Here is an 18126-nt window from a genome sequence, read left to right on the forward strand (position 1 = left end):
ACATGTCATACCATTACCACGAAATATTCTCTGGAGTGAGAGATAAAATATCATCACAATTTAATTTATCAGATGATGCTACAAATACTTTATATTTAAAAATTATCAAAAATCTAGCACCGAACAATGACTACACTTTTCAGCAGATTATGCTGGAATATTTAACTGAACTACAAATAAAAAGCTTGTTTTTCTTTCACAAAGATATGGTAGGACATAATGGCTTTTTCGTAATAAAACAAGGTGAAGTGTTAATCGTCATAGAAGTAAATGATGATAATCGTCTCGTTGTAGGGGATGTTATAACAAAAATGAGTGATGATGAAATTAATATTCTTGAATCAAGATACAAGAAACTGTTATTTCATGAAGATGATAATAACCAGGACTGGACACATATTATTGCGAAACAATCAAATCTCACTCTTTTACGTGGAGAAGAAGAATATAAATTTGATGTCCAGTACTTTAATCATTTTCCAGAAAATACAGTAAAAAGCTATAACGGTTATCAGATTGTTACGATTTATAATTTTGATGAAACGGTTACATATCCTCATGATTTACCTGTTATTTTAGATCTTCGTTATGCGCGTGGTATTAAGTCGCATCAATATGAAGCTGATATTATCTTAATATCATCGTTAACGAAAGGAAGTCCAGAGTTCTTTGCATCACAAAGTAATGCAAAGAAGATAGGTGAGCATTCTTTCGGTGCAGCGAACATCTTTTATACAATTGAATTTGATGACTTTGTATTCGTATATGGCACAGAGGAAGAATTTGTAGTGCAACCAGATATACGCTTAACGAATAACGCAGAAAGTGATGCAATAATGGAAGAAGCAAAACGAATTATTTTAAGTTAAAATTTTGTAATTTAGGGTATAGATAAATAATACTTATTAGGGGGAATCATCATGGCGAAAAGAATGCCAAAAGATAGAGGTCTTGACAATACATTAACGATTATGAAAGAAGGATATGAATATATTCAGAATCGTACAAAAAAATTTAATTCAAATGTATTTGAAACGCGTGTTCTAGGGGGTAAACAAGCTGTTGTTATTAGCGGTAAACAAGCTGCAGAATTATTTTATGATAATGATAAAATTGAAAGATCTGGTACATTACCACCACGTGTAGTAAAGACGTTATTTGGTAAAGGTGCGATACATACAACTACGGGTAAAAAGCACATTGATAGAAAAGCTTTATTTATGTCATTAATGACAGATGAAAATTTAACATATTTACGTAAATTAACACGTAACTACTGGTTCCAGAATACACAACGTATGCAGTTGATGGATGAAGTTAATGTCTATAAAGAATCTATTATTTTATTAACAAAAGTTGGATTTAGATGGGCAGGTATTATTGAAACACCTGAAAATATTGAACAACATGCAATGGATATGGATAAGATGATTGATTCATTTGGAGCAATCGGTTCACCTTATAAAGGATATCGTGAAGCTAAGAAAGCACGCGCACGTGTAGAAGATTTCTTAGAAGAGCAAATTATTAAGACACGTAAAGGTAAGATTCATCCAGAGCCAGGAAGTGCTTTATATGAATTCAGTCATTGGGAAGATATGAACGGCAAACCTATGGATTCAAGACTTTGTTCTGTAGATTTAATGAATGTGATTCGACCGCTTGTTGCAATAAATAGATTTGTTGCTTACGGAGTACTTGCTATGCATGAGTTTCCAGGAGAAAGAACGCGTGTTGCACGTGATGATAATGATTATGCGTATAAGTTTGTACAGGAGGTTCGTCGTTATTATCCTTTCGTACCTTTCTTGCCGGGTAAAGCTGCTAAGAATATAGAATTTGATGGCTATAAGATTAAGAAAGACACGATGATTATATTAGATGTATTTGGTACGTTGCATAGAGAAGATACATTTAGTGAACCAGAACGATTTAATCCATATCGTTTTGATAACTGGGATGGTAGTCCGTTTGATTTGATTCCTCAAGGTGGAGGAGATTATTATACGAATCATCGCTGTGCTGGGGAATGGATGACAATCATCATTATGGAAGAAACAATGAAATACTTCGCTCAGGAAATTGATTATGATGTGCCACCACAAGATTTTACTGTTGACCGTACGAAGTTACCAGGTCGTGTAAAATCAGGTATGGTGATAAATAATGTTCGTCTGAATATTGATCGTACTAAATAAATTAGTATTTTTAAACCGTGCTCGATTGAGCACGGTTATTTTTAATCTTCTATCTTTACTTCGCCAGTCCAGTCATCCATACCTTGTTCTGCAACAGTGACATTGTAACCTTTATCTTCCAAATACTGACCAGCTTGCATTGCTCGGCCACCTTTTTTACAAATAATAATATATTCTACGTCTTTAGCGAGTCCAACAGATTGTGATTCAATATCTGATAGTGGAAGATGAGTCGCTTCCGGAATATGGCCGGCTACAAATTCATCCAATTCTCTTACATCTAGTATAACTGCATTTGTTCCAGTATTAATTGCATCTTGTATTGCGTCTAATGTTATTGTTTTTGTCATTTGTTTCACTCCATTCCTCATTTATAGTAATATCATACATATATTTAGTACATTTATAAAATAATAAGAAAATAATAAGGGAGATTATTTATGATATATTTTACGAAACCATTTAAAAACTTAGAAGATTTTATTATTGAAAAGCAGGATCAATTTCAGACGATGATTGATCATCTTCAATTAATGATGATACTAGGGTTTTCTAGTCTAGTTATCTTGATGTTATCGATATTATTCTTCAACTATAAGATTTATCGCCGAACGAGTCAGTCACATTTAGATAGAATAAAACTGGAAGTAGAAAGAGAGTTACTTAAAAAATACGATTTGGAAATAAAGCCGGAATACAAAGAAAATCTTAGCAAAACATATAAAAATATTGAACGAAGAAACGAGAAACTTGGTAATCAATAAGTGATAAAAATTTTATTGTAATATCACTTAAATGAGAGTAAAATGCAAGAATCGGCTAAAATCGATAAGTAAATGATTAGAGGTGCAATAATGCATGTAAATCAGAAAAAAAAAGTGAATATAGGGATGTTGTTAATCGCACTTGGCATTGTATACGGTGATATCGGAACATCACTTTTATATGTAATGAAAGCAATCGTTTCTGTTAATGGAGGATTAGCGCATTTAACGAGAGAATATATTTTAGGCTGTCTATCACTTGTTATATGGACACTCACGATGCTGACAACAATAAAGTACGTGATGATTTGTATGCGTGCAGATAATCACGGTGAAGGTGGTATTTTTAGTCTATATACACTCGTACGTAAACAGAAAAAATGGTTACTTGTGCCGGCTATTATCGGAGGAGCGGCATTACTTGCTGACGGTATTTTGACGCCTGCAGTGACTGTAACATCAGCTATTGAAGGACTCCAGGAAATTCCTTATTTTTATCATAGTTTTGCATCGGATCAAAATAATATAATTTTGATTGTTATTGCGATTATTACAGCTATATTTTTTGCACAACGATTTGGTACAGGAAGTATCGGCAAAATCTTTGGACCAGTGATGCTATTATGGTTTTCGATGATGGGGATATTCGGAATGATTCAGCTCGTTCAGGATTTATCTGTTTTAGAAGCTATTAATCCCTTACTTGGTATAAAAATTTTATTTAGTCCGGATAATAAGATGGGGTTATTGATATTAGGGACAGTATTTTTATGTGCGACTGGTGCGGAAGCACTTTATTCAGATATGGGACATGTCGGTAAAAAGTCAATTTACTACACATGGCCATTTGTAAAAATAATGTTGATTTTAAGCTATCTTGGACAGGGTGCCTGGACGATTCAGCATATTGGTGATACAAAACATCTTGAAGAGATAAATCCATTTTTTCAGATTATGCCTGAGTCTTTCATTCTTTATGGTGTATTAATGGCGACATTTGCAGCGATAATCGCATCGCAGGCTTTGATTACCGGCGCATACACTTTAGTTTCTGAGGCAATTCATTTAAAGTTTATGCCTAAACTGGATATTAAATATCCTTCGACAGTAAAAGGTCAAATGTATATTCCATCTGTGACAGCAGTCATCTGGTTTTTATGTATACTTGTTGTCCTCTACTTTAAAACAAGTGTAAATATGGAAGCAGCCTATGGTCTAAGTATTACAGTCACAATGATGATGACAACAATTTTACTTTCTTATTATCTTAAAAAGAAACAAGTCAATACATTGTTATTATATTAAACGATTGGATTCTTCTTTATTTTAGAATTTGCATTCTTTATATCAAGCCTTGCAAAATTTATGCATGGTGGTTATGTAGCAGTACTTATTTCATGTTTGATCATTTTTGTCATGATTGTTTGGTATAACGGTTATCTGATAAAAGACAAACAGTCACATGATGTTGCGATCGATGAATATTTAGGACAATTAAAGTCATTAAAACAAGATCGTAGTGTCCCAAAATTTGCGACTAATTTAGTTTACTTAACGACGAATGAAGAAGATCGTATGATAGAGAAACAAGTGATTAAATCTATATTAGATGGTCGTCCTAAACGTGCTGATGTTTATTGGTTTGTAAATGTAAAGGTTAGTGACGAACCGTTTCAGGTTAACTATCGTATAGAAAACTTTAATACTGACTCAATATTTAAAGTTCAATTAATATTAGGGTTTAGAATGCACCAGAATGTCAATTACTACGTTAAGAGCATAGCCAGAACTTTAGTTAAAACAAAACAGATGAAAGAGCAGTTCAGACCGTATGGTACAAATAATTTGCGTATTATAAGTGACTTTAAATTTGTAGTACTTAAAGATGAAGTTTTACTGGATGGCGATCTGTTATGGTATGAGCGTCTTATCCTTCAATGGAAGATTGCTATAAAACGATTTACCGCATCACCGGTGAAGTGGTTTGAACTACCTTCAAATGAAGTGATGTATGAAACGATACCACTTACTACACCAATGACTAAAACAATACCGATGAAACGTATTGATTAATTTAATAATTTTGAACAGCAGTAAGACAAATTGTCTTGCTGTTTTTTTGATGAAAAATAGTTATTGTATATTTAGTGAGAATGCATTAAAATTATATTGTGAAAAATATCACATAAGGAGAAAAGATATGAAGAATAATAACCAATCATCTGAATCAGGTAATTTTAACTTTCCGGAAACCGAAAAATTTTTTTACGGAAGAAAGTTAATGGATGGGATACAGGATACCGTATTAACGAAAGAAAGCCTTGTAAAAGATTTTTTTATCAGATATATATTTAGAGCGATAATGGCAGGTTTTATTATCGGACTTATGATTATATTTACCTGGAAAACGCGCATTGATTTTACGCCTTATATTGGCGCAGAACTAGCAAGTCTTATCGGTGGGATCACCTTTAGTTTTGCGCTTATTTTTATTATATTTACCTATTCGGAGCTGCTAACGAGTAATTTTATGTATTTTACAGTTGGTATTTTCTATAAATCAGTGACAGTGCGTCGTGCACTGCTTGTGTTTACGCTGTGTTTTCTTGGTAATATGATAGGTGGTATATTGTTGTTTAGTCTGTTAAAATTTAGTACAGTAGTATCAAATGATATGCTTGGGTTAATGCATACGATTGTTGATAAGAAGCTCCATTTATCAAGTGTTGATATTTTTATTCGCGGAATATTAGCCAACTTTTTTATCAATATTTCTATAATCGTAACGATGCATTTTAAGGAAGCATTACCAAAGATGGTTGCTATGATTATCGGTGTGACGATATTTGCATATATGGGATATGAACACGTTATCGCTAATGGCGTTATGTTTATCTGTTCCCTGTTTTATCAATTTAACTCGGAGAACATCTTACCTATGCTCAGAAATTTATTATTTAGTGGACTGGGTAATTATGTTGGTGGAGGTCTATTTATCGGTTTATTCTATGCATATTTAAATGCTCCGAAAAGACATTAATATAAGAGGTGAATATTATTAAAGGTCAAATTATTAAAGCATTAAGCGGTTTTTATTATGTGAAAAGTGAAGATGATAGCGCAATTTATCAATGCCGTGCACGAGGAAATTTCAGAAAAAAAGGTATAACACCATATGTCGGTGATTTCGTGACATTTCAAATAGAGAACGAAAACGATGGTTACATTCTTGAGATTCATGAAAGAAAAAATGCACTGGTGCGACCGCCTGTTGCAAATGTAGACCGCGTAATAATTGTGATGAGTGCAAAAGAACCTGAATTTAGTTTAAATTTAGTAGATAAATTTATTACGATTATTGAATCTTATGATGTAGAACCTGTCCTTCTCGTGACAAAGAAAGATTTATTAAATGAACAGGAAATTAGTTTTATTACGACGCAGTTAGATTATTATGAACGTATTGGATATGGAGTAATGTTCGTTTCAAATCTAGAACAACAAAACTTTAATGATTTAATAAAAGGTATCACAGTGCTCGCTGGACAATCAGGCGTAGGTAAATCATCGTTTATCAATGCTTTGATACCAGATGCAAATTTGAATACCGGAGTCATCAGTAATGCCCTTAATCGAGGGAAACATACGACAAGACATGTCGAATTAATTCCATTAGATTATGGCTATATTGCTGATACACCGGGCTTTAGTTCACTAGATTTAGATAATCTTGATAGAAATACATTAAAATATTGCTTTATCGAATTTGCTGAACGTGCCAATGAATGTAAATTCAGAGAATGTATGCATATCAATGAACCGGGTTGTGCAATTAAAGCTGGTGTTGAAAATGGAGAAATTTTAGAAACAAGATATTTACATTATCAGCAAATGCTAAATGAAATAGACACGAGAAAGGTGAGATACTGATGAAAGTAGCACCAAGTTTACTATCTTGTAATTTTTTAAATATACAGCAGGAAATTAAGCGTCTGGAAGAAGCAGGAGTAGATTATATACATTTTGATGTGATGGATGGCAATTTCGTTCCAAATATTTCTTTTGCTTTTCCAATCTTAAATCAAATTAGACAAGTTACTGATTTAACGATTGATACACATTTAATGGTTCAGGATCCTGAGCGATATATTCAAACCTTTGCTGAAGCGGGTAGCGATATTATTACCGTACATGTTGAAGCGACAAATCATATTCATAGAGCAATTCAAATGATTCATGACACAGGGAAGAAAGCTGGTGTTACATTAAATCCAGGTACACCTATTGAATCCGTTGTACCTGTTCTAAAAGATATTGATCTTGTGCTTGTTATGACTGTCAATCCAGGCTTTGGAGGTCAGAAATTTATCGATAATGGTATTGAGAAAATCAAATTTTTAAAAGATTATAAAGAAAAATATCATCTTAATTATGAGATCGAAGTTGATGGCGGGGTAAACGAAGTTACTGCTAAAACTTGTATTGAAGCGGGTGCTGATGTATTAGTAGCAGGATCATACTTCTTTAAGCATAAAGATTTATCAATACCAACAAGTGTATTGAGAGGTGAGTAATATGGACTTACATATACTTTGTACACATTTAGGTGTATCAAATTCCCTTTTAGAAAAATATCATGATGAAGATTGGATTGGTATTGATTACGGGACAATTATGCTTGTTGATGCAGGTATTCGACCTATCGCAGCATTTGGTGATTTTGATTCTGTGTCTGAAGATGAACGTTTAAGGATTGAAGAAGTAATTGAAATTGAATATCTACCATCTGAGAAAAATGAAACAGATCTTGAAGTTGGCGTACAATATGCGAATGGATTAGGTTATGACAAAGTTTATATTCATGGGGCAACTGGTGGAAGACTGGATCACTTTTTAGGTAATTTACAGACTCTTGTTCATCCAGACCTGTTATTATCTGAAACGGAATTTATTATCGTAGATGCATATAATGAAATCCAGGTATTATCAACAGGAACGCATATTATTGAAAGAAGCGAAGATAAAAAATATATATCGTTTATTCCGGTAAACGGCGGTGTTCTGTTAACGATAGAAGGATTAAAATATGAGACAGACCGTTTAGAAGTAAAAATGGGGTTTACCCGTACAGTAAGCAATGAATTTATAACGGAGCGAGCAGAAATAACAGTCGAACAAGGTATAGTTTATATGATTCAAAGTAGTGAAGCTAAATAGTTCAATAAAAAAAGACCTTTCACACAAAGGTCTTTTTTGTATCTATATATTCAATTAAACGCGAGTCACTTTACCTGATTTTAATGCACGAGCTGAAACCCATACACGTTTAGGCTTACCATCAACTAAGATTCTAACTTTTTGTAAGTTAGCACCAAAGCGACGTTTGCTGTAGTTCATTGCGTGAGAACGGTTGTTACCTGAAACTGCTTTACGACCTGTAACATGACATACTTTAGCCATTGTTTTGCCTCCTTTAATAGAATATAGAGATACACTTGATCTTACATACTATAACAATTTATCACAATCGACTTTTGATTGCAAGATTTATTTATCTATTAATACATTTTTTACTGCTTCTAAATGACTTATAAATTGCTTTCTATTCAATTTTGTATCTTGCAGGTTATAGTAGCGCATTTCATAGATAAAATCTATTAATGAATCAGCAGCATTGACCTGACAGAAGTTTTGAGCAAAGGTTTTATTAGGCTTAATCGGAAAGCCCTTTTTAATATAAAGTGATTCCAGTTTTTTTAGATGTTTCATATAAAAATGTGGTAGATGTTTATAGTCTGAATTTATAGTTTTAAATTGATGGACATATTGAATCCTTCTGCTCTCTTGTTGCATTTGTGGTATTTGAAATACTTTTCGTCTTTTGTAGAGTATTAACGCGATTATTGAAAGTATTATCGTTGCCAATGCATAAACCCATAAGAAGTTGTCAGGTTCTTTTTTAATTTTTCTCATCGATTTTGTTTCTATTGTAAGTGATTCTTCCTGCTTTATATCCTCAATCTGCCTAGGATTGATTTTCATCTGCTTATAATCAATATTTTTCAAAATATTAGAAGGTAAATGCATCACAACCGTTTGATATGTTATTAATAAACCTGTTACGATTATAAAGGTTGCGATCATAATACCTATTAAAGCGATAATTTTTTTATAATCGTTAAATATCGGGAAGAATAAAATGAAAATCATACATAACGCATAGATTGTAGCGAGCACATAAAAATGTTGATGATAACTTAGAAATAACAATAGATGCACCACAAAGAATGATTGAACATAATATGTTAGATGCATGTCGTCTGTGACATTATATAATGCAGTTAAGCCGTATAATAACATCAAATAAAAATGTGATACATCAAGATAAATACTTGCAACGATTCCGATGATAATCGATATGCTAAAACTTAATAAAACATTATGTATCGTATAATACAGAATAATTAACAAAAAAACATGAACGATAAAAAATGAAGAATGAATAAACGTTAAAGGTGATAAAGCAATAAAGAAAATAAAATAATTAAAAATATTTTTATATTGCATCGATTTCACCTCGCTCAAAATGAATCATATTAAGCTTTATTTTCATAACTTCACTATCTTTTATTTCACCGAAATGAATCCATCGGTTTACTTTATAAGAATGAAGCACTTCATCAACGAGGTTGCTGAATTGAAAAGTATAACTATCCTGATTGAATTCAGCAATTGCCCGATGCATCGCATGCATATCACCTGTGTTTTTTATTGCAATGACAATTGGTTCATCTGAAATGAGACTTGTTTTTATATTAATCGCAATGAAAAAAGAGATGTGCTGTTCGAAATAAGTATAGGCATAATCTGAAAGTGACTTTAGAATTTCTTCGGTTTTATGATGGATGTGCTGATTACTTAATACATTTGCGCTAAGCATAATTTGATTTGCTTCATAGACTTCTGTTTGTTTAACTAGCAGCTCATTAGCTTTTAATGATGCATTAAAGTCAATAAGATGAAAAGGCAAGTCATATTGATAAGGCGAATTACTATATTTATCGTTAGAAGGACCTATGACTTTACGACCTGTTTCATCCAGTGAAAGTGCGTGCTCAATATTTTTTTGATTATAGGTACCGTAACTTGCATATAATGTTGATAAAGAGAATGGTTGATCTACTTTATAACGCAATAATTTAAAGAATCCTTCTATTTCAACTTCATATATATAAACTTTGAATCTACCGCGCTTATTGACTGTTATCGGTAGTGAAATAACAGTCATTTCATAAGGATTTAATACAGTTTTTATTATTTGTGAGCGATTTTGATTTGCAAAATAATTTTGTTCCAGTCCAAAGCGAACTTTTAACGTTTGTGATGATTTTGATGCTATAAATACTTTGTAATTAAAGTTTGAATCAACGAATGGAAAAGTGTGTTGCTGATCATCTTCAATTAAAATGGCGTGTTTTAAAGCGAAACGTCTATCTAAGAAAAACAAAATATAGATTAATACGATAAAATAAGAAAAGATGAAAAATCTTAAAAATAAACTAGAAATTAATACAAGCATTAGCAAAGCATTGACTGGTGCAAGGTTATATACAGGCTTTAAATTGATATCATTTTTATAATGGAACATGAATATTTCCTAAACATTCATTAAGACAATCAATTTTTTCATTATGATGTCTAACATGATTGTTAAACTGAATTTTATGAAGTGCTACATAAGGTAGGACTGCCTGTATATCGTCAGGAATGACATATTTTCTGTCATGCATATAAGCATAGCTTTGTGCCATCTGTCTTATTTGAATGCCTGCACGGGTACTTAATCCTGTAGTGATATTATAGTGATTTCTCGTTTCATTCAATATTTGTACGATATAAGTTGTTAAATCTTCATCGACATGTATCTTTTCAATTTCTTTTTGATGAGCGATTAACGTTTCTTTATCCAGAACATTTTGTATATTGGTAAATTGTTTCAACAATATATTTTTTTCTGCATCAATATCTGGATAAGTTACATTAATCTTGACGATAAATCTATCTAATTGTGCTTCCGGTAAAGGGTATGTACCTTGATTTGTCTCAATATTATTTTGAGTGCCGATGACAAAAAAAGGTTCAGGCAACACGTGTGTAGTGTCATCTATCGTTACAGTATGTTCCTGCATTGCTTCCAGCAAACTACTTTGTGTTTTCGGTGTCGCACGGTTAATTTCATCGGCAAGTAATATATTTGTAAATACTGGTCCAAATTTAATTTCAAATTGCTTCGATCCAGGGTGGAAAAACTTTATTCCTGTAACATCACTCGGTAGCACATCAGGCGTAAACTGAATACGATTAAATTGTAGACCTAAAGATTGTGCGATTGTATGCGCGAGTTGTGTTTTTCCGACACCTGGTGGACCTTCCAGTAAAATATGACCTCTACTGAGCATTGCACAGTAGATAATTTTTAAACTTTCTGTATGTCCGATAAATCCTTTTTCCCATTCCTGTATTACGGTGTTCATCTTATCTACCTCATTTTTTGAATATTTAGTAAATTAATTATAGCAAAAAGTTAAATTTCTGAGTATAATTTTGTCATTTTGTGTATGATTTACTATTCGTTTATAATAAATTACACAGAATACAATAGAATTCTTGTAATTATCATAAATTATTGATTATAATAATGTGACGAATGTAAAACGAGAAGGAGGATGGATTATGACGTTAGAGATAACAAACGAATTAGGCTCTATTGATATTTCAAGTGATGTCATTGCTACAATTGCAGGTGGTACTGCTGTAGAATGCTATGGCATTATTGGAATGGCGAGTAAACATCAGGTAAGAGACGGTATTGCAGATATCGTTGGAAGAGATAATTATTCAAAAGGTGTCATTGTAACGAATAATGATGGTGTATTAGATGTTGATATGTATATCATCGTTGCATACGGTACAAAGATTTCTGAAATTGCAAATAACGTTCAATCATCTGTTAAATATACATTAGAAAAAACATTAAACTTAAAAGTAAATTCAGTAAACATCTATATACAAGGTGTACGTGTTATTAAACTGGACGATGAAGAATAGGGAGGATAATATAATGAAAACGATTGACGGCAAGCTATTTGCTGAAATGATTATCACAGGAGCAAATAACTTATCTCAAAATGCAGATTATGTAGATTCATTAAATGTCTTCCCGGTACCAGATGGTGACACAGGAACAAATATGAATTTATCAATTACATCAGGTGCTCAAGAAACTGAAGCACATATTGAATCACATATTGGTAATGTTGGGATCGCATTTTCTAAAGGTTTACTAATGGGAGCACGTGGAAACTCAGGTGTAATTCTTTCACAGTTATTCCGTGGCTTCTCAAAATATATCGAACAAGATGAAGATATCGATGCGAAAAAATTTGCTAAGGCATTTAAAGCGGGCGTGAAAACTGCTTATAAAGCAGTAATGAAACCTGTTGAAGGTACAATCTTAACAGTTGCTCGTGAAGCAAGTGAGAGTGCAATGAAAGTTGCTGAAGAAACTGACGATTGCATCGCTGTTATGGAAGAAGTAGTTCGTGCAGGTAATGCATCATTGCAACGTACACCTGAATTATTACCAGTACTTAAAGAAGTTGGCGTTGTAGATAGTGGTGGTCAGGGATTAATGTATGTATATGAAGGTTTCTTGAGCGTAATGAAAGGTGAAGCGATTGCCGCACCTGTTGCACGTAAAGTGGATGATGATTTTATTAATGATGATCATGACTTTGGTGATGTTGTAAAAACTGAAGACATCGTTCCTGGATTCTGTACAGAATTTATGGTTCGCTTCAAACCAGGTATGAAACCCTTTAATGAAGATGATTTCAGAAACGATATGTCTGAATTCGGTGACTCATTACTTGTAATCTCTGATGAAGAAATTGTTAAAACGCATGTCCATTCTGAAACACCTGGTGAAGCGTTAACATATGGTAGTCAGTATGGTGAAATCATTAAGATTAAGATTGAAAATATGCGAGAACAACACAGAGAAGTATTGCGTAAACGTGGTATTCGTCAGGAAGAAACAGCTAAAGTAGAAAAAGCAATTATTACTATTTCTATGGGTGACGGTATCACTGAACTGTTTAAATCAATTGGTGCAACACACGTTATCAGTGGTGGACAAACAATGAACCCATCGACTGAGGATATCGTTAAAATTATTGAAAAAAGCGGATGTAAAGAAGCAATCGTTTTACCGAATAATAAGAATATCATCATGGCCGCTGAACAAGCAGCTCAAGTTACAGATATACCTGTAAAAGTTGTACCGTCAAAAACAATACCACAAGGGTTAACAGCAATGTTATCATATAATACTGATGCTACAATTGAAGAAAATGCACAAAATATGACAGAAGCATTGTCCAATGTTAAATCTGGTTCAGTGACTTATGCAGTAAGAGATACTTCAATTGATGGTGTGAACATTGAAAAAGGTGCTTTCATGGGAATCAATGAAAGTAAAATTACGGTATCAGATAAAGATCAACAAAAAGTTTGTATCGAATTATTAAAATCAATGTTAGATGAAGATTCAGAAATTGTTACCGTAATAAAAGGATTAGATGCTTCTGACGCGGATGTTCAGGTGATTGAGTCATTTCTTGAAGAACATTATGAAGATGTTGAAGTTGAAATTCAGGATGGTAAACAACCGATTTACAGCTTTATGTTCGCTGTAGAATAAATCATATTGTAAAATAAAATCCGAGCAGCTTATTTATCCATGCGGATGATTAGTTTGTTCGGATTTTGTCACAATAAAGAAGCATTGAATATTCATGAATATAAATTAAAGGGGACATGGAAATGAAATATAGAAGTGTTTTTGATATCATTGGTCCGATTATGGTTGGCCCATCCTCATCACATACTGCAGGTGCTGTTCGAATCGGTCTAGTTGCAAGAGATTTATTTGGTGGAACACCTGCTCAAGCTGACATCTATTTATACGGTTCATTTATGGAGACATATAAAGGTCATGGTACGGATGTCGCATTAGTTGCAGGATTGCTTGGTTTTGATACAGATGACAGTCGTATTCCCGAAAGTCTTGAACTTGCTAAACAAATTGGTTTAAACGTAACATTTATTGAGCAGGATGAAGAGAAAAGTCATCCGAATACTGCAATCATCCATATGAAAGATGAAGAAAAAGAATTAACGATAGAAGGTATTTCTATCGGTGGTGGGAAAATTGAAATCGTTGCATTAAACGGGTTCCCGATTACAATTTCAGGTAATTATCCGGCATTACTCGTTTTCCATCAGGATTCATTTGGTACAATAGCAAATGTGACTCAAATTCTAGGGGCAAATAGGATAAACGTTGGTCAAATGCAGGTATCTCGAAAAAATAAAGGTGAAATTGCCTTAATGACATGTGAACTTGATGATTTAATTGATGAAAGCATTATAGAAGAAATTAGACAATGTAATGGCATTTCTACTGTTACTTTAATGTCTGAAGCTTAAGGGGGATAATATGTTTAATAGTGTAGAAGCATTAATAGAACTGTGTAAAGCTGAAAATATTGCTATATCAGAAGCGATGATACGTCAGGAGATGGAAGTATCTCGTACGTCACGTGAAGAAGTATTCGCAAAGATGGAACGCAATCTTGTTGTTATGGAGCAAGCTGTTGAAAGAGGATTAAATGGTGTAAAAAGTCCGACAGGTCTTACAGGAATGGATGCTGTAAAATTACGTGATTATATAGCACGAGGAAATACATTAAGTGGTGAAACATTACTTGATGCTGTAAGTAAAGCTGTTGCAACAAATGAAGTCAATGCTGCGATGGGATTAATTTGTGCGACACCTACTGCTGGTAGTGCAGGTGTTGTTCCGGGTACATTGTTTGCTATGAAGACGAGACTGAATCCGACTCGCGAACAGATGATTGAGTTTTTATTTACTACTGGTGCATTTGGTTTTATTGTGGCTAATAACGCTTCAATTTCTGGTGCAGCTGGTGGTTGTCAAGCCGAAGTAGGTAGTGCCGCTGCAATGGCAGCCGCTGCGATTGTTGAAATGGCTGGTGGAACACCTGAAATGAGTGCGCATGCATTTAGTATCTGTCTGAAAAATATGTTAGGACTTGTTTGTGATCCGGTTGCAGGTCTTGTAGAAGTACCTTGTGTGAAACGTAATGCAGCGGGTGCATCAAATGCTATCGTTTCAGCAGATATGGCATTAGCAGGTGTTGAGAGTAGAATTCCTACAGATGAAGTAATTGAAGCGATGTACAAAATTGGACAAACAATGCCAAGTGCATTACGTGAGACTGGTAGAGGTGGTCTTGCAGGCACTAAGACTGGCCAGGAAATGAAGGAAAGAATTTTTGGAAGCAAAACAACAACTCTTTAAAGAACAGTCGATTGCTACATTAAAAGGTGTTGGACCTAAAACTCTTGAACATTTAAATACATTAAATATATATGATATGGAAAGTTTATTATTATATTTACCATATCGATACAATGATGAAACGATTATTAATATTCATGACGCTATTGATGGTGAGAAGATAACAGTTGCCGGAGAAATTTATTCTCAGGCAACTGTTGCACATTTCGGCAGAAAAAAATCTAAAGTATCTTTTCATATTATGGTTGATAATGTTGCAGTGCGTGTAGAATATTTCAATCAGCTATATATTAAGCCGCAGGTTGTCGTCGGTGAACAAGTAAAGATAACAGGTAAGTGGATGAGAGGTAAACAAATTATTCAAGGTACTGGTTTTAAGAAGTTATCAGAGACCAACCAAAATGATGATCTTGTACCTCAATATAGTCTTAAAGGACTTATTAAACGCGCAACTTTTCAGAAAATATTGCATAATGCATTATTAACAGCGGATATGCCACCATTCTTGCCAGATTATTTAAAAATAAAATATAAACTTTGGGATTTTAAAGAAGCGGTCGCTGAACTTCATTTTCCAGGATCACATGACCGACTGGTACAGGCAAAACGAACATTTGCTTTCTGTGAATTATTATTGTTCCAGTTAAAGATGCGTATGTTGCATCTTAAGGAACATCAATCAAGCAATAGTGATATTCGCTATAACATAGATGAAGTCAAAACATTTATTCAAACGTTGCCATTTGAACTGACTGACGCTCAAAAACAAGTTGTCAATGAAATATTCCGTGATTTAAAATCATCGATGCGAATGAATCGGTTATTGCAGGGAGATGTTGGTTCAGGGAAGACGGTTGTTGCAGCAATAGCAATGTATGCACTTAAAACGAGTGGTTTACAAAGTGCATTAATGGTTCCAACTGAAATTTTAGCAGAGCAACATGCTGAAAGTTTAAGTGAATTATACGGTGAGACGGTTAATATTGCACTATTAACATCATCCATAAAAGGGAAACGTCGAAATACTATTCTTGAACAATTAGCTTTAGGTGAGATAGATGTTTTAGTAGGTACACATGCACTCATTAGTGATCCGGTAAATTTTCATAATCTTGGCCTCGTTATTACAGATGAACAGCATCGTTTCGGTGTGAATCAAAGGAAGTTATTACGCGAAAAAGGTGAAAATGCTAACGTGTTATTCATGACAGCTACACCTATTCCTAGAACGTTAGCAATTTCTGTCTTTGGTCAACTTGATGTATCTACGATTAAACAAATGCCTAAAGGTAGAAAACCGATTATTACTGAATGGGCAAAACATGAAGCAATAGATACTGTCTATGAGAAAACAAAAAGGCAGATAGAGATTGGGCATCAAGTATATGTCATATGTCCACTCATTGAAGCATCTGAGCATCTGGATGTCAAGAATGCTACTGAAATATATATGGCTTATCAAGCTATTTTTGGAAAAGACCGTGTAGGTTTGATGCATGGTAAGATGAAAGCCGAAGATAAAGATAGCATTATGCAGCAGTTTGCTAATCATGAAATTGACATTCTCGTATCAACTACTGTAGTTGAGGTAGGTGTAAATGTTCCGAACGCTACAATGATGATTATCTATGATGCAGAGCGATTTGGATTATCAACATTACATCAATTAAGAGGTCGTGTAGGTAGAAGTAGTCATCAAAGTTATTGTATACTAGTAGGTAATCCAGAAACTGAAACAGGTATCGAACGTCTTCAAATAATGACTCAGACGACAGATGGCTTTATTCTAAGTGAAAAAGATCTGGAAATGCGTGGACCAGGTGACTTCTTTGGGGTGAAACAAAGTGGTTTACCAGAATTTAAAGTTGCAAATATTGTAGAAGACTATAGAATGTTAGAAGTAGCAAGAGATGAAGCAAGTGAAATTATTTTAAGCGGAATGATTGATTCACCTGAATTATCTTTTTTAAAACAACGTTTAACCGACGAGATACATTCACAAGAAATTGATTAAGGAGAACATGATGGTAAGAATATTACTGAGAGTTATTGGTGTAGTATGTATTGTAGCTGCATTGGTTATGTTTTTCTGGCAGAATATCCGGGAGTATTACACTGAAATTGTAAACGAAAAGATAATTACTGCATATGAAAAAAATGAAGATAAACCTAAAATAAATGAATTGGAAAAATGGATTACGAAGACTGAACCTGATAAATTAAAATTAAAGGCAAATATGTTAGGATACTTAAAAGTACCGGCAGCTAAAATTAATGAACCGTTACTTAAAGGGCCAGCAACACAAAAGAATTTGAAGAATGGTGTGTCTCTTGTTGAAGAAGGAGAAAAGCTATCTGAACAAAATGTCGCAATCGCTGGCCATAGAGTGGAAGGTGCAGGGATACGATTCAATTACTTAGATCGTGCAAAAGTAGGAGATACTGTCATTTTGCAGTCACGTGATGGAATTAAAAAGTATCGCATCTATAAAATCTTTAACGTAAAACCGACACAAGTTGGTGTGTTAGATGAAAAGAAAAACGCACTACAGGAACTTACTTTAATCACGTGTGATAATTATGATCCACAGCGTATGCTTTTTAGTGAACGTATGATTTTTAAAGCAAAGTTATATGAAGAGAATGGTGAAAAAGTAAAAGCACCTCAAAAATCTAAAACTCAAAAAGCAGTTTAAAGTAGGCCAGACATTCAAGTCTG

General features: G+C 33.6%; 19 protein-coding genes and 1 pseudogene. 15 read left to right on the forward strand and 5 right to left on the reverse strand.

Annotated elements, in window-relative coordinates:
• Positions 1-2 precede the first annotated feature (2 nt).
• Positions 3-869, forward strand: a complete 867-nt coding sequence (locus HT586_RS05560; RefSeq protein WP_133354014.1) for a hypothetical protein — start codon at positions 3-5, stop codon at positions 867-869.
• Between the two features lie 51 nt (positions 870-920).
• Positions 921-2198, forward strand: coding sequence for a cytochrome P450 (locus tag HT586_RS05565; protein WP_096076764.1), 1278 nt, complete (start codon positions 921-923; stop codon positions 2196-2198).
• A gap of 41 nt (positions 2199-2239) precedes the next feature.
• Here the strand turns inward: HT586_RS05565 and HT586_RS05570 are convergent, their stop codons facing one another.
• Entirely contained in the window at positions 2240-2548 is a 309-nt protein-coding gene (locus HT586_RS05570) for a rhodanese-like domain-containing protein (protein WP_133354015.1), read from the reverse strand.
• Positions 2549-2638: 90 nt separating this feature from the next.
• Here HT586_RS05570 and HT586_RS05575 point away from each other — a divergent pair, with 90 nt between their 5' ends.
• The 7 genes and pseudogenes from HT586_RS05575 to HT586_RS05600 all read left to right on the forward strand — a co-directional run bounded on the left by HT586_RS05575 (position 2639) and on the right by HT586_RS05600 (position 8179).
• Positions 2639-2962 (forward strand): hypothetical protein, encoded by a 324-nt coding sequence (locus HT586_RS05575; protein ID WP_096076762.1) that lies wholly within the window; start codon positions 2639-2641, stop codon positions 2960-2962.
• A 126-nt stretch (positions 2963-3088) separates the two neighbouring features.
• A pseudogene (locus HT586_RS05580) lies at positions 3089-4429 on the forward strand (KUP/HAK/KT family potassium transporter); the annotation flags it as partial.
• 6 nt (positions 4430-4435) lie between these two features.
• Positions 4436-5035, forward strand: coding sequence for a KUP/HAK/KT family potassium transporter (locus HT586_RS12595; RefSeq protein ID WP_407943984.1), 600 nt, complete (start codon positions 4436-4438; stop codon positions 5033-5035).
• A gap of 127 nt (positions 5036-5162) precedes the next feature.
• Positions 5163-6002 (forward strand): formate/nitrite transporter family protein, encoded by an 840-nt coding sequence (locus HT586_RS05585; RefSeq protein ID WP_096076760.1) that lies wholly within the window; start codon positions 5163-5165, stop codon positions 6000-6002.
• Between the two features lie 14 nt (positions 6003-6016).
• A complete protein-coding gene (gene rsgA, locus HT586_RS05590; RefSeq protein WP_096078091.1) occupies positions 6017-6892 on the forward strand; it encodes a ribosome small subunit-dependent GTPase A in 876 nt (291 codons plus the stop codon).
• On the forward strand, positions 6889-7536 hold the full coding sequence (gene rpe, locus HT586_RS05595) for a ribulose-phosphate 3-epimerase (RefSeq protein WP_133354017.1): 648 nt from the start codon (positions 6889-6891) through the stop codon (positions 7534-7536). The genes rsgA and rpe overlap by 4 nt, the downstream gene beginning before the upstream one ends.
• Position 7537: 1 nt before the next feature.
• Positions 7538-8179, forward strand: coding sequence for a thiamine diphosphokinase (locus HT586_RS05600; protein WP_096076758.1), 642 nt, complete (start codon positions 7538-7540; stop codon positions 8177-8179).
• Positions 8180-8233: 54 nt separating this feature from the next.
• Here the strand turns inward: HT586_RS05600 and rpmB are convergent, their stop codons facing one another.
• The 4 genes from rpmB to HT586_RS05620 form a co-directional block, all read right to left on the reverse strand.
• The gene (gene rpmB, locus HT586_RS05605; RefSeq protein WP_096076757.1) at positions 8234-8422 is read right to left on the reverse strand and encodes a 50S ribosomal protein L28; all 189 of its coding nucleotides are present in this window, start codon (positions 8420-8422) and stop codon (positions 8234-8236) included.
• Positions 8423-8509: 87 nt separating this feature from the next.
• Positions 8510-9529, reverse strand: a complete 1020-nt coding sequence (locus tag HT586_RS05610) for a hypothetical protein (RefSeq protein WP_203546477.1) — start codon at positions 9527-9529, stop codon at positions 8510-8512.
• A complete protein-coding gene (locus tag HT586_RS05615; RefSeq protein WP_203546478.1) occupies positions 9519-10610 on the reverse strand; it encodes a hypothetical protein in 1092 nt (363 codons plus the stop codon). Before HT586_RS05615 ends, HT586_RS05610 begins: the two co-directional genes overlap by 11 nt.
• Positions 10597-11496, reverse strand: a complete 900-nt coding sequence (locus HT586_RS05620) for an AAA family ATPase (RefSeq protein WP_133354020.1) — start codon at positions 11494-11496, stop codon at positions 10597-10599. The genes HT586_RS05615 and HT586_RS05620 overlap by 14 nt, the downstream gene beginning before the upstream one ends.
• 199 nt (positions 11497-11695) lie before the next feature.
• On the opposite strand from HT586_RS05620, the gene HT586_RS05625 reads away from it, so the two are divergent.
• From HT586_RS05625 to HT586_RS05650, 6 genes are all read left to right on the forward strand, one after another.
• Entirely contained in the window at positions 11696-12070 is a 375-nt protein-coding gene (locus HT586_RS05625) for an Asp23/Gls24 family envelope stress response protein (protein WP_096076753.1), read from the forward strand.
• A 10-nt stretch (positions 12071-12080) separates the two neighbouring features.
• Positions 12081-13724 (forward strand): DAK2 domain-containing protein, encoded by a 1644-nt coding sequence (locus tag HT586_RS05630; protein ID WP_203546547.1) that lies wholly within the window; start codon positions 12081-12083, stop codon positions 13722-13724.
• 122 nt (positions 13725-13846) lie between these two features.
• Positions 13847-14512 carry an L-serine ammonia-lyase, iron-sulfur-dependent subunit beta gene (sdaAB, locus tag HT586_RS05635; RefSeq protein WP_203546479.1) on the forward strand — a complete coding sequence of 222 codons (666 nt, stop codon included), beginning with the start codon at positions 13847-13849 and terminating at the stop codon, positions 14510-14512.
• Positions 14513-14522: 10 nt separating this feature from the next.
• Complete coding sequence (gene sdaAA, locus HT586_RS05640; protein ID WP_203546480.1) at positions 14523-15407, forward strand: L-serine ammonia-lyase, iron-sulfur-dependent, subunit alpha; 885 nt, start codon at positions 14523-14525, stop codon at positions 15405-15407.
• A complete protein-coding gene (gene recG, locus HT586_RS05645; RefSeq protein WP_203546481.1) occupies positions 15382-17421 on the forward strand; it encodes an ATP-dependent DNA helicase RecG in 2040 nt (679 codons plus the stop codon). Before sdaAA ends, recG begins: the two co-directional genes overlap by 26 nt.
• 10 nt (positions 17422-17431) lie before the next feature.
• Entirely contained in the window at positions 17432-18103 is a 672-nt protein-coding gene (locus tag HT586_RS05650) for a class A sortase (protein ID WP_096076748.1), read from the forward strand.
• Positions 18104-18126: the final 23 nt, after the last annotated feature.

Origin of the sequence: Macrococcoides bohemicum (assembly GCF_016865215.1) — a bacterium.
Classification (GTDB): domain Bacteria; phylum Bacillota; class Bacilli; order Staphylococcales; family Staphylococcaceae; genus Macrococcoides; species Macrococcoides bohemicum.